This window comes from Ostreibacterium oceani, assembly GCF_009362845.1.
Taxonomy (GTDB): Bacteria; Pseudomonadota; Gammaproteobacteria; order Cardiobacteriales; family Ostreibacteriaceae; genus Ostreibacterium; species Ostreibacterium oceani.
In genome coordinates this window covers 113,546-125,712 of the sequence record NZ_WHNW01000002.1, presented here as the reverse complement: position 1 = coordinate 125,712, position 12,167 = coordinate 113,546, and the positions used below count along the sequence as shown (strand labels likewise).

The 12,167-nt window shown below is 44.0% G+C and carries 13 protein-coding genes; 10 read left to right on the top strand and 3 right to left on the bottom strand.

The genetic code is table 11. From position 1 onward, the window contains the following. Window positions 1-33: 33 nt before the first annotated feature. Together GCU85_RS02130 and grxB are read left to right on the top strand one after the other, a co-directional pair. The gene (locus tag GCU85_RS02130) at window positions 34-441 is read left to right on the top strand and encodes an RDD family protein (protein ID WP_152808880.1); all 408 of its coding nucleotides are present in this window, start codon (window positions 34-36) and stop codon (window positions 439-441) included. Between the two features lies 1 nt (window position 442). Continuing rightward, entirely contained in the window at window positions 443-1,099 is a 657-nt protein-coding gene (gene grxB, locus GCU85_RS02125; RefSeq protein ID WP_218110478.1) for a glutaredoxin 2, read from the top strand. Window positions 1,100-1,182: 83 nt separating this feature from the next. Here grxB and pyrB read toward each other — a convergent pair whose 3' ends face one another. Beyond that, complete coding sequence (gene pyrB, locus GCU85_RS02120) at window positions 1,183-2,301, bottom strand: aspartate carbamoyltransferase (protein ID WP_152808876.1); 1,119 nt, start codon at window positions 2,299-2,301, stop codon at window positions 1,183-1,185. Window positions 2,302-2,355: 54 nt separating this feature from the next. On the opposite strand from pyrB, the gene dtd reads away from it, so the two are divergent. The 4 genes from dtd to GCU85_RS02100 all read left to right on the top strand — a co-directional run bounded on the left by dtd (window position 2,356) and on the right by GCU85_RS02100 (window position 4,300). Then, on the top strand, window positions 2,356-2,793 hold the full coding sequence (dtd, locus tag GCU85_RS02115; RefSeq protein ID WP_152808874.1) for a D-aminoacyl-tRNA deacylase: 438 nt from the start codon (window positions 2,356-2,358) through the stop codon (window positions 2,791-2,793). A gap of 274 nt (window positions 2,794-3,067) precedes the next feature. Then, entirely contained in the window at window positions 3,068-3,589 is a 522-nt protein-coding gene (locus GCU85_RS02110; RefSeq protein ID WP_152808872.1) for an Rrf2 family transcriptional regulator, read from the top strand. Window positions 3,590-3,687: 98 nt separating this feature from the next. Further along, window positions 3,688-4,068: a Fe-S cluster assembly scaffold IscU gene (iscU, locus tag GCU85_RS02105; RefSeq protein ID WP_152808870.1), complete on the top strand. Its 381-nt coding sequence runs from the start codon at window positions 3,688-3,690 to the stop codon at window positions 4,066-4,068. Window positions 4,069-4,105: 37 nt separating this feature from the next. Then, window positions 4,106-4,300, top strand: a complete 195-nt coding sequence (locus tag GCU85_RS02100; RefSeq protein WP_152808868.1) for a hypothetical protein — start codon at window positions 4,106-4,108, stop codon at window positions 4,298-4,300. Between the two features lie 23 nt (window positions 4,301-4,323). Here the strand turns inward: GCU85_RS02100 and GCU85_RS02095 are convergent, their stop codons facing one another. Next, a complete protein-coding gene (locus tag GCU85_RS02095) occupies window positions 4,324-6,135 on the bottom strand; it encodes a BCCT family transporter (RefSeq protein WP_152808866.1) in 1,812 nt (603 codons plus the stop codon). A gap of 259 nt (window positions 6,136-6,394) precedes the next feature. Here GCU85_RS02095 and GCU85_RS02090 point away from each other — a divergent pair, with 259 nt between their 5' ends. Continuing rightward, window positions 6,395-7,312, top strand: a complete 918-nt coding sequence (locus tag GCU85_RS02090; RefSeq protein WP_152808864.1) for a LysR family transcriptional regulator — start codon at window positions 6,395-6,397, stop codon at window positions 7,310-7,312. A gap of 55 nt (window positions 7,313-7,367) precedes the next feature. On the opposite strand, the gene GCU85_RS02085 is transcribed toward GCU85_RS02090, so the two are convergent. Next, window positions 7,368-8,312 carry a LysR family transcriptional regulator gene (locus GCU85_RS02085; protein WP_152808863.1) on the bottom strand — a complete coding sequence of 315 codons (945 nt, stop codon included), beginning with the start codon at window positions 8,310-8,312 and terminating at the stop codon, window positions 7,368-7,370. 99 nt (window positions 8,313-8,411) lie between these two features. Here GCU85_RS02085 and GCU85_RS02080 point away from each other — a divergent pair, with 99 nt between their 5' ends. The 3 genes from GCU85_RS02080 (at window position 8,412) to creD (ending at window position 12,057) form a co-directional block, all read left to right on the top strand. After that, window positions 8,412-9,503, top strand: a complete 1,092-nt coding sequence (locus GCU85_RS02080; RefSeq protein ID WP_152808861.1) for a TauD/TfdA family dioxygenase — start codon at window positions 8,412-8,414, stop codon at window positions 9,501-9,503. 54 nt (window positions 9,504-9,557) lie between these two features. Then, a complete protein-coding gene (locus GCU85_RS02075; RefSeq protein ID WP_152808859.1) occupies window positions 9,558-10,175 on the top strand; it encodes an HD domain-containing protein in 618 nt (205 codons plus the stop codon). A 373-nt stretch (window positions 10,176-10,548) separates the two neighbouring features. Continuing rightward, a complete protein-coding gene (creD, locus tag GCU85_RS02070) occupies window positions 10,549-12,057 on the top strand; it encodes a cell envelope integrity protein CreD (protein WP_152808857.1) in 1,509 nt (502 codons plus the stop codon). The last annotated feature ends 110 nt before the right edge of the window (window positions 12,058-12,167 follow it).

Below are 12,167 nucleotides of genomic sequence, written 5' to 3'. Positions count from 1 at the left end.
CGCAAACCAATTAACGAATAATTTAATAGATTGATGAAAAAAAATACAAACACAGTCAGGTTATCGCGTCGGCTTGGCGCCGCATTTTACGATTGGATATTATGCTTTGCTTGTTTGATGTTATTTACTGGTCTGGTTGTGACGATTAATCGCGGCGAGTTTGTTAGTGGGCGACAATCGCTCTTTTTTCAACTGGCGCTATTTAGTTTGGTTTTATTTTATTTTGTTGGGTTTTGGTCGCATGGTGGGCAAACACCGGGGATGAAGGTATGGAAAATTAGGTTAATGGCCGATACGCCGCCTGCAAGCCTGAATAAACTACTGTTGCGCTTCTTTGTCGTCTTGTTGACATTCGGTGTGGCGTTTTTTTGGGCGGTGTTTCGATCAGACCACAAAGGCATTCATGATATCATTTCAAAAACAACGCTGTGGAGAGAATAACATGACGATAGTTCAACCAACGCTTTATTATTATGAGCACTGCCCTTACTGTATCCGCGTCTTGGCGTTTATCGGGTTGCATGATATTTCGATGCAATACCAAGTGTTACTCAATGACGATGAAAAAACACCGATTGCGATGGTCGGTAAAAAAATGGTGCCGATTTTGCAAACTGCGCCTGACCGCTATATGGGTGAAAGCCTTGATATTATTGACTACTTATCGAGTCAGCACCAAAAGCCTGTGCTTAAAGATGACCAAGATATCGCTGCTGTTGAGGGCTTTCTGCAAGCAAATCGCTTGGCGATTTATCAGCTGACGATGCCTCGCTGGGCGAAAATACCGTATGCCGAATTTGCCACATCGTCCGCGGTTGACTACTTTGTTAAGAAAAAAACCGCACTAATCGGTGACTTTGATACGGCCTTGGCTGAGACAGATGTGCACTGTGCCACATTGTTTGACGCATTGGAACAGCAATCTGCACTGTTTGAAAAACTGGCGGCTTCACCCAGCTCGTTGGCGAGTATTATGCTATTTGCCAGCTTGCATGGTGTGTCAGTGGTTAAAGGGTTTGCTTGGCCTGAGGCAGCCTCGGCATTTATGCAGGCGATGGCACAAGCAACCCAATGCGCATTGGCGGATAGTGTTGTCTGATAATTTGCGTTGAAACGCTTTCGCTGTTTTCTGTTATGGCGTGTTATGGCGTGTTATGGCGTTGTAGCATGCCCCGCGCGCTATTAACGCTGGGGTGCGGGTTTTTGGGGTGCAGGTTTTTGGGGTGCAGGTTTTTGGGGTGCAGGTTTTTGGGGTGCAGGTTTTTTGGGCGCAGATTTGCTTTGCGCCCAAGGTGCTGGCGCAAAGTCATGCCCCACTAAATCTTGCAATCCTAAACAGTGCACAAAAAGTGCCATGCGGACTGGGATGCCGTTGGCAGCCTGTGTAAAAATCTGTAGCCTAGGGTCTGCGTCCAAATCCGTCGATAAGTCAAACGCGCCATCGCGACTATCCCGTGGTAACGGGTGTAAAATGATGGCCGATGGCTTAGCATAGCGATTAATGATGGTTTGGTTGATGCTAAATAGCTGCGATTCGTCGGGCGTTGCGTCTAGCTGTTCTGCGTTAAACCGTTCTTTTTGGATACGGGTACAGTAAATCACATCAGCATCGGGTAGTCCTTGCTCGGGGCGCGGAAAACAATGAACTCGATGTCCTTTGGCCGCTAACCAATCGATAATCGCAGGTGGCATTTGTAGGCTGTCAGGGGCGATAAAATGAAACGTGATTTGTTGGTAGCGTGCGAGTAGTTTGGCGAGGGAATGTACGGTTCTTCCATGCTTTAAATCACCACTTAGGGCAATGGTTGCGCCGTCAACAGGTTGGTTTGTTTGGTTAAAGTGGCGCGTGATGGTATATAAATCAAGTAGTGCTTGCGTGGGGTGTTCGCCAGGCCCATCGCCACCATTAATCACAGGGACAGTGGCATGCTGTGCAAAGTCAGCGACTGCGCCTTGTTCTGGATGGCGCATGACAATGACATCAGCATATTCTGAAATGACCTGGGCTGTATCGGCCAAGGATTCTCCTTTGGAGATTGACGAAAATGAAAAGCCAGTCGTGTCACAGATATCACCGCCAAGACGTGCGAATGCGCTATGAAAACTCATTCGCGTCCGCGTGCTGGCTTCAAAAAATAAGTTTGCCAAAATTGCCCCGTCCAGTATTTTGGTCGTGACGACGCCTTTGGCGACTAATTCAAGCTTTTCGGCGGTCGTAAAAAGGGTGTTGATGTCGGCTAAACTAAATTGTTCGACGGAGAGGATATGTTGACCTTGTAAATGTTGACCTTGTAAATGCATGAGAATTTCGTTTTAATAGCGTATGTGTCCATTACTATTATAGCGGGTTTTTTAATGATTGCATTGATTCAGCGTGTAAATTACGCATCGGTTTGGGTGGCGGGGCAAGAAATTGCCACAATTGAGCGCGGTATATTGGCTTTTATCGGTGTTGAAAAGCATGATACGGAAAAAAACGCACTCGCATTATTTGCAAAAATTCAAAAATTTCGGGTGTTCCCAGATGCGCAAGGAAAGCTGAATGAGAATATCGAACAGGCGGGTGGTGCGTTGCTGCTTGTGCCGCAGTTTACCTTGCCCGCGGATACGCGTAAAGGCAACCGCCCAGGGTTCGAGCCAGTTGCTTGCCCAGTGCTGGGTGAGCAGCTATTTGATTATGTGGTCGCTTTGTCCAAAGCAACCGCGATACCAACACAGACGGGGCAATTCAAAGCAGAAATGAAAGTAAGGCTAGAAAATGACGGGCCGCTGACATTTTGGCTGCAAAAATAGCATGAGAATTAGTATGGGGGTTAGCATGGGATTGGCATGGACATGGGAATTGCAGCAGGATAACCCTAATCGCGCGATGAATTGCGCTCGAATTGAGGCATAAATTAAAGTATGAGTTAACGCATGAGTTAACGCATGAATTAACGCCACGATGAGGATTAATGCGGTTAGGGTGAGATTAGGATGAGAATAGGGCTAAATTTATTTGGTGTTTTGTTAAAAACATAGTAAAATACTAGGAAATAGAAGATTATCTGTTAATAGGTTGAAAGTTATGCGATTATCCACCAAAGGGCGGTATGCGGTGACAGCAATGATTGATTTGGCATTGCACCAAGAAGAAAGTCAGTTGGTGAGTTTGGCAGAAATCTCTGAGGTACAGGGCATTTCGTTATCGTATCTTGAGCAGTTGTTTGCGCGATTGCGACGCTATGATATTGTGAAAGGGGTTCGTGGACCAGGTGGCGGATATCGCTTGGCGCGACCTGCTAGCGATATTAGCATAGCCGATATTATTAATGCGGTCGATGAAAAGCTTGATGCGACACGGTGCGCTGGGCATGAAAATTGTCAAGATGGTCGAAAGTGTATCACGCACGAGTTGTGGTTTGATTTGTCGCAACGGATTTATGGTTTTTTGCATAATGTGTCTTTGCAAGAAGTTGTTTCTTCTGCAGAAGTCAAGCGACTTTGCCGAGAGCAAGATCAGCGGATTCATTTTAGAAAACTGTCGCAAGTAGATAAGCAAGCGGATAAAGCTAACACGATGGAAACTAGCGCAATGGAAAAGCCATAGATGAATAATCGGGTAGCATTTTCATGACAAATGATTGATAAATAATCAAGTAAATAGAATAGTATTAAGTAAATTGAAAATAAAAAACGGGGGATAAAATGGCATATAGCGACAAGGTAATGGATCATTATGAGAATCCACGCAATGTTGGGACATTAAACCAAGATTCTGAAACAGTTGGGACAGGTATCGTTGGGGCGCCAGCTTGTGGTGATGTGATGCGTCTACAAATTGAGGTTAATGGAGAAGGCGTTATTTCTGACGCTAAATTTAAAACGTACGGCTGTGGTTCGGCGATTGCGTCTAGCTCGTTATTGACTGAATGGGTCAAAGGCAAAACCATCGAAGAAGCATCGACCATTACGAATAAATCCATTGCTGATGAATTAGGTTTGCCGCCAGTTAAAATTCATTGTTCGGTGCTTGCCGAAGATGCGATTAAAGCGGCGATAGAAGACTACCAAAGCAAAAAGAACTAACACGATAATCTGTATCTAGACTAAGCGTCGATGTAGCATGCCAGTGTGCTACACCGACGTAATAAAAAAGCACCGATTTTACGGTGCTTTTTTATTTTTTTATTTTATTTTTTTATTTTGCCAATGGCCAATGATGGTTGCCGTTGCCGTTGCCGTTGCCGTTGTTGTTATTGCTATTGCTATCGTTATTGTTATTGTTAGTAGTCTGCCCACCAAACCATCGGTTAGATGATTGGTGGGCAGTAGAGAGGCCCGTTATGATGATTGCCCTGCTGGGTTAGTAGAGGGGTGAGTCGTGGGGTGAGTCGTGGGGTTAGTTACTGGATTAGCCGTAGAGCTATTGTCAGGGTTATTGGCTAGCGTTCTTTGCTTGAGTGCCAACTCCTCTGCTTTAATCTCATTGACTTCGGCAAATATGCCTTTGACCAAGCCCCAGCACATAATGATTAAGACAAAGCTAAAGGGCAGTGCCCCAGCAATAGATGCTGCTTGAAGTGCTTTTAAAGCTTGCTCTTTGCCGAGAAGCAGAACAATCAATGTCACAGCGCCTAACACAATACCCCAGATAACGCGTTGTTGAATCGGTGGTCGGCGACCAAAAGACAACAAACGACCAAGGACCAACGTGCCTGAGTCAGCTGCCGTGACAAAGAAAACAACGACGACAATAATGGCGACTATTTTCATAAACGTTGCGGTAAGTCCAGGTGATAGCACATCAAAGGCGGCATACAGCGTGCCAGCATAGTCCCAGTTTTGTACAGAAGTATTGTAAATACTCATGTCGCTGCCGTACAGTGATTCATAAATGCCAGCAGAACCAATGACGCCAAACCAGACCATGCCAACCAACGTTGGGACGAATATTACGCCTAGCATAAATTCACGAATGGTTCGGCCGCGCGAGATACGTGCAATAAATAACCCGACAAACGCCGCCCATGCAATCCACCAGCCCCAGTAGAAGATTGTCCATCCACCTTGCCAGACGCGTTCTTCGGCGCTGCGAGCGGTCCAGGTTGACATCGTGATGCTGCCAGATAAATAGTCACCTAATCCACTCAAGGTGCTGGCAACTAAGTAATTAAAATTGCTGAATAATAAAAAGTAAGTGATTAACCCGATACAAATCCACGTGTTACTGACTGATAGGATTTTAATGCCCTTGCCAACCCCAGTGGTGGCGGAGATTGTGGCAATGGCGGTAATGATAACAATTGAGACGATAGTGACGGTTTGCGATTTGGTTTCAATCGCACCGATGGAAACCAAGCCTGAGCCAATTTGATCAACGCCTAAGCCCAAGGTTGTCGCAATACCAAAAATGGTGCCAAAAACCGCTAAAATATCGACAAGATGCCCCCAAAAACCATAAATTTTATCGCCGATTAGCGGGTATAGCGCGGAGCGAATGGAGAGTGGTAACCCTTTTCTAAAGGCAAAATAGGCGAGGGATACCCCAACGATTGCATACATTGCCCATGCAATAATCCCCCAATGGAAAATGGTCATTTTTAATCCACCGGTTGCGGCTTTGGCGACCAAATCATTGGGTACAGGGAATCCTTCTTGCCCTGGCGTTAATCCAGCGTCTAGCGCTTCTTGTTTTAAGGTAAAGAATTGGGCGACTGCCGATTTGACTTCGGCACTTAAAAACGGATTACCACCACTCCACTGACTGGCGAAGTGAATCATGGGTTCAGACATGCTGAAAAACAGCATGCCAGCACCTGTTCCGCAGCCAAAAAGCATCGAAAACCAAGCGAAGTTAGAAAATTCTGGCTTTTCATTATCGGGACCTAGTCTGATGCTACCTGCACGTCCAAACATGATGCCGATACAAATACAGAGTGTGAGCACCATTAGTGCGACATAGTACCAGCCCAAAGTCGATTCAATCCAAGATTTCATCCCGAGAAATTGTGTGCTTGCTGTGTCTCCCATTAGGATGGTATAAAGGATAAAAATGATAATCATGGTAAAAGCCGCAATACCCATTTCGGCATTTAGCCCTTTGAGCACGCCGCGTTTTTGGATGTAGCCATCTAATTCATTATCTTCTAGCATGTGATTCTCCTATTTTTTATTATAATTAAGTGGGTTAAATCGTAAATTTATGATGCATCTATTGAGTTATCATTACGTAAGTGCGTAAGTGGTTAAACGTTTTATTGGTTAATAAGCAATAATGCCTGATTGGTGCCTGATCGTGAAGCCATCTTAAAAATAATAAGACGCAAATGCTATATTTATTTATTGCTTTTATCATTATTATTAATATATATTAGAAAATCTAATCCACTAGCTAATTTGAGACGATAAACTCATGCGCAATATTCCACCATTAAACTGGCTAAGAGCCTTTGAAGTGACGGCACGGCACGGGAGTTTTTCGTTGGCGGCAAAAGAGCTCAATGTCACCCAGTCGGCAATTAGTCAGCAGGTGAAAAACCTAGAAAATCATCTTGGTTGTGCGTTATTTATTCGTGATGCAAAGCAGTTGCAGTTGACGACTATTGGCAATCATTATTTGCCCACTGTAAATCAATCGTTTAGTCAATTAGCGGCGGCAACGCAGAGCTTATTCAGCCATCATCCATTCATCAACATCCGAACGGATATTGCCTTTGCAACCCTGTTTATTGCGCCGCGTATTGCAGAATTTAGGCGGCAGTACCCTGAGGTGCAGATTGTTTTTGAGAATATGATTTGGTGGCATCACCAGCCTAAAATGACAGGGCAATGTATTGAAATCCGCCACGGGATTGGTCAGTGGCCAGAACCGTGCGAGCGATTGTTCAACGACCAAGCGCTGGCCGTTTCCGCGCCACAATTGCCCGATATTCCGATGCGATTGGACGCGTTTTTAGCATATCCATTGTTTGAATTAACGGGTGTGCATTATAATTGGTTGTTGTGGCTGACTAAGGCGGGAATGCAACCAATTAACGCGCAACAGTCCCCAGTCTTGATTCCTATGGCGGCAGATTCATCTACGTTGCTATACCAGTTTGCTAAACAAGGGTCAGGCATCAGCCTGCTATCAGCGGCATTGGCGTCTTATGGTTTAGCAAAAGGAGAAATCAAACAGGCGGCGGTGCTTCCCTTTGCTGTTCGAGACAGTTTTTACTTAATTGAGCCAGTCTTTTCATTGCAGCCTTACGAAAAAGCATTTATCGAGTGGCTGCTATCGATATGCGCTGAGGTGAATGCCACCCTGCATACCACCTTGCATACCACCTAAGGTGTGAATCTCTCTTATTTTAGTGATCTGATACGAGTGGGCTAAGGCGTTGGCGTTAAGGCGTTGGGGCTAAGTGAGGCGTGGCAAACTGCTGTAAAGCGCAAACAACTGGCAGAAATGTAGCATCTAAATGTGCAATATCAAGGTAGTAGCCGTAATTTTTTCGCTGTGTTGTTTTGGTCGTCACACAAACGAGGTCACCTTGGTCGATTAAGGTGTCAATAATACCATGCCAGCCTAAAGCGAGGCCTTGGTTGTGTTGGGCTTGGGTAATGACGGTGTGGTAATTGCCTAGGTAAACGGGTTGGTGTGTCTGAGGTAGCTCAACCCCTTGCTTACGTAGCCACTGGCGCCAATCGAGCCAGCGTCCGTCTTGATTGTCCATATGGATTAGCTGTATAGTTTGTTGAGCAATGCCGTCCACGATTTGCGCTAATGAGGTTGATGGCGTGAGTTGATGCGTTTGCGCATAGCGGCTGCCCGCGACTAAGCTGACACTTTCGTGAAACAGTACACGCTGATTTTTGTGGTGTGATAGCGGTCCGAATTGCATGATGAGGAGGTTGGCACGTCGCGTAATCGGTTGGTTTGGATTATCCGACAGTGTGATGTTTAATTGAATGGGCGCAATGGCATTTTGTAATTCAGTCAAGCGCGGCAAAAGCCAAAACATCGCAAGCCCTGTATGGCAAATAATGTCTAAGGTTTTTTGTTGCAGGCTGACATCGCGCAGATTTTCGGCAGTTTGCGCAATTTGCCACAGCGTGGGTGCAATTTGTTCGTAAAACGATTGCCCCGCTGTTGTTAGTTTGAGCTGTCTGCCTTGTTTGAAAAATAAGGCGGTTCCTAGATTCGTTTCTAATTGTCGAATGTGTTGGGAAACACTGGGCTGTGAACTGGTCAGCTCTTTGGCGGCCGCGGTGACTGAGCCACAGCGGCAGACGGCCTCAAATGCCACTAAGGACTTGAGTGGTGGGAGCTTGGATATCAAACGATTCATAAGCTCATTTTATGTTTTAAATAAAAAAATACAATATTGTCGCGCGATTTTTTCTATGATTTAATGATGATTCATTAAATCAATTTATAGGTGGTCGTTATGTTATCTATCCAATCTGCCGATAATGTTTATACGATATCTACGCACGATAATCTGACACTGCCCGCTTTGTGGTTGCGAGAACGTGCGCAGAGCGCAGATCAAGTCGATGCCAACACGCAGCAGCGGTTATTCAATAGTCACAGTTTGGCACCGACGCTGGCAATAACCGATGCAAAACAATCAGGCGATACGTTAACTATAGGCTTTAGTGATGGTTATCAAGGGGAATACTCTATTACGAAGCTATTGGCTGACTGCCAGCCTGAGCCGATAGAACCCAACAAAATTATCTGGCAAGCAAAGACCGTGCCTAATCTAAACCATGATTGGTTAACGATATCCCAAGACGATGCTCGCTTTTTCAAGGCAGTTAAGGATTTTTTGACCTATGGGTTTATTATTATTGATAACACGCCAGTGGCGCCTGAATCGATTTTGGCTGTTGCGACTCGTTTTGGTTATGTGCGGGATACCAATTTTGGTCGTTATTTTGAGGTGTATTCGCGACCCAATGCAAATGATTTGGCCTATACATCGCATGCCATTGGGCCACACACAGATAATCCGTATCGAGACCCTGTGCCTGGTATTCAATTATTACACTGCTTATACAATGATTCTAAGGGCGGCGAATCAACGTTGGTTGATAGCCTTGCGGTGCTTAATCAGCTACGCCAAGAAGAGCCCAAAGGCTATGAATTACTGGCGACTGTACCGATTCGTTTTCGTTTTTTTGACGCAGATACGTCGCTGATTAGCTACCACACCATTATTGAAACCGATGATAGTCACAATGTGCTTGGCATTCATTACAGCCCAAGATTAGACGATTTGCCGTTGTTGCCCGAGCCGACGCTGCAATTATTTCAGCGGGCGAGAAATCGCTTGAATGCCTTGTTAAATGACCCGCAGTATGAGATTGAGTTTAAACTCAAAACGGGGCAGTTGATGATGTTTGATAATAACCGTGTGTTGCATGGTCGACGCGCTTTTGATCCCTCCACAGGAAAGCGCCATGTGCAAGGCTGTTATATTGATCGTGATGCGCCCAAAAGCCACTATCAGTTGCTAAACAAAAAATACCAATAGGCGATAAACGCCACACACCGCACAACATACACCACATACATAACGGAGCAAAGCATGAAGACAGTAAAATTTACCCAGATGAAAACGGGCGATGCCGAAGACTATTCGCTGCTTGAGACTTTAGAGAGTGACTATGCCAGTGCAACTGGTGCTCGGTTAATTCAGGCGCTCAGCACGTTAGAAGAAACGCTATCAGGCTATCAAGTATCACGGCTAACGCATAGCTTGCAGACGGCAACACGGGCGTATTACGATGGCGCGGATGACGACTGGATTGTGGCTGCTCTGCTGCATGATATTGGCGATGTTTATGCACCGCTCAATCACAGTGAGTATGCGGCCAGTATTTTAGCGCCATTCGTTCGCGAGCAGTGCCGTTGGGTGGTTGAAAAACACGGAGACTTTCAATTACAATACTACGGTGAATTTGTCGGTGGAGATAAAAATCAACGCCAACAATATGCAGGGCATCGGTATTTTGATGATTGTGATTATTTTTGTGAGCATTGGGATCAGGCGAGTTTCGATCCCAATTACCCCACAAAGCCGTTGACCTTTTTTGAGCCTATTGTGTTACGGGTATTTGCTCGCAAAGCGTATGACCCAGCAGTGATTCGAGCTGGTGAACGTGTCCCACCTTATTGCTTTGAAACCGCGCAATCACGTCAATAAATACGTAGGATTGCGTTGGGACTGGTTGAACATTTATTGAACACTGGACGTCGCGCTCAATATGGAAGCACAGCAAGTTACTCAGAAAAAAATAGCATTCAAATTAATGTGTGAATCTATCAAGCGAGTCAGCCCGTATCATCCGATTGAAAAATAATCGACTATCCTTCTATGTAGCACCTACCATGTCTAGATATGCGTAGATAGTAATTTGATATAATTAATATATTTATATATATTCAACATCGCCGTATCACAGCGATGTAAGTCCTCACAGAATTCACACATAACCTCACACAAACCACACATAACCTCACACGAATCACATGTTGGCGGCTTAGTATAGATTTTTTATCAATTAAGTGAGGAATCCATGCAAGAAACGAGTAAAATATCCAGCATCGTATCGATGTTTAGAAAACAAGACTTACTGATTCGTGGTGTCATTATTACCGCCATAATTTTTATTATGCTGCTGCCGACATCACTAGTAATGGAAACATTACAAGAGCGTGTATCGTATCGCAATGAAGCGGTACAATCGATAACGTCCTCATGGGGAGATAAACAAACGCTTTCAGGGCCTTTGATGTTAATTCCATTTTATGTCAATAAAGAGATGGTTGATATAAAAGAAGTCGTTGAAAAAAAAGAAGTCATTAATCGTGTAGAAGTCCAAAAAAAAATCACCGATAAAGATGGCAGCATAATGACCGTACCCGTAATCGTTGACGCACCTCAAATTATATCGGAAACGAAAGCAATAAAAACACCTAAAATGGTAGAGGAAAAACACTATTTGATACTGCTTCCCGAAGATTTAAATATGGATTTTATCATTGATGATGAAGTCCGTCAGTACGGTATTTTTCCTGCGCTAGTCTATCAATCCAACGCTAAAATTCATGGCCAATTTGTCTTGCCTAAACTAGCGGATGAAATCAAAGGCTTTGATCGATTTGTGATTGATGAGATTGAATTAGTCGTTGGTTTAAGCGACACTAGCGCCATCAAACAAATAAGCAATTTGCAAGTTAATGAAGCCTCATTAAAATTTGAGCCTGGCTCAAATATGGAGCAAGTGGTAAAAACTGGTTTTCATACTAAATTGGGAGAAATAAAACCATTTAATACGTTAACATTTAGTTTTGATTTGCAATTTAATGGTAGCCGTAGCTTGAGTTTTTTACCTTGGGGAAGAAATACCACTGTCAATATGCAATCCAAATGGCCGCACCCAAGCTTTACAGGTGACACCTTGCCGAAAACAAGGAATATTGGCGATAGCGGATTTAGTGCAAGTTGGAATATCCCTAGTCTGGCACGTAGTTATAATCAAGTTATCCTTTTAGGAGAAACAGACAATACGAGCAATGAGCTTGCAACAAAAAAAACAACCCAACTGTCCCAGCTATCATCATTTTATGCGGGTGTTGATTTATTTGAACCTGTCGTCACTTATAATATGGTTTATCGAGCCATAAAATATAGTATTTTATTTATCTCATTGACATTTTTGACTTGTTTTGTTGTTGAGCGTACGATTAAACGCCCGATTCACTATATTCAATATATGATTACGGGCGTGGCAGTTAGTTTATTTTATCTTTGCTTATTATCCTTATCAGAACACCTATCTTTTTCGCTATCCTATTTAATATCAGCTGGTGTCATTGTGAGCATGATAACGCTCTATATTGGCGCCGTCATTCGCGATAAGAAGAAGGCGGGAATATTATTTTCTGTGTTATCAGTGCTGTATGCATCGCTTTATAGCATTTTAAATATGGAAGATTTTGCGCTATTGCTAGGAACAACATTGCTCGTGCTTGTCACCGCTGTACTAATGTTGGTCACTAAAAGAATTAACCCGATACAATAATATAGTCCATAAATATCAACCTCATCAAAAGGCGGTGACTGGTGAGGTTTATTTCCTTGATTTTTATCAGTATGTTACGCTGGGTTGAAAATGTAGTACCTAATCCACCC

Excerpts from the sequence above, each read along its gene's own strand:
- pyrB (WP_152808876.1), bottom strand. The coding sequence starts at position 2,301 with ATGCATTTACAAGGTCAACATTTACAAGGTCAACATATCCTCTCCGTC.
- GCU85_RS02080 (WP_152808861.1), top strand. The coding sequence starts at position 8,412 with ATGTTATCTATCCAATCTGCCGATAATGTTTATACGATATCTACGCAC.
- GCU85_RS02075 (WP_152808859.1), top strand. The coding sequence starts at position 9,558 with ATGAAGACAGTAAAATTTACCCAGATGAAAACGGGCGATGCCGAAGAC.
- dtd (WP_152808874.1), top strand. The coding sequence starts at position 2,356 with ATGATTGCATTGATTCAGCGTGTAAATTACGCATCGGTTTGGGTGGCG.
- creD (WP_152808857.1), top strand. The coding sequence starts at position 10,549 with ATGCAAGAAACGAGTAAAATATCCAGCATCGTATCGATGTTTAGAAAA.
- GCU85_RS02100 (WP_152808868.1), top strand. The coding sequence starts at position 4,106 with ATGCCAGTGTGCTACACCGACGTAATAAAAAAGCACCGATTTTACGGT.
- GCU85_RS02095 (WP_152808866.1), bottom strand. The coding sequence starts at position 6,135 with ATGCTAGAAGATAATGAATTAGATGGCTACATCCAAAAACGCGGCGTG.
- grxB (WP_218110478.1), top strand. The coding sequence starts at position 443 with ATGACGATAGTTCAACCAACGCTTTATTATTATGAGCACTGCCCTTAC.
- GCU85_RS02110 (WP_152808872.1), top strand. The coding sequence starts at position 3,068 with ATGCGATTATCCACCAAAGGGCGGTATGCGGTGACAGCAATGATTGAT.
- GCU85_RS02085 (WP_152808863.1), bottom strand. The coding sequence starts at position 8,312 with ATGAATCGTTTGATATCCAAGCTCCCACCACTCAAGTCCTTAGTGGCA.
- GCU85_RS02130 (WP_152808880.1), top strand. The coding sequence starts at position 34 with ATGAAAAAAAATACAAACACAGTCAGGTTATCGCGTCGGCTTGGCGCC.
- GCU85_RS02090 (WP_152808864.1), top strand. The coding sequence starts at position 6,395 with ATGCGCAATATTCCACCATTAAACTGGCTAAGAGCCTTTGAAGTGACG.
- iscU (WP_152808870.1), top strand. The coding sequence starts at position 3,688 with ATGGCATATAGCGACAAGGTAATGGATCATTATGAGAATCCACGCAAT.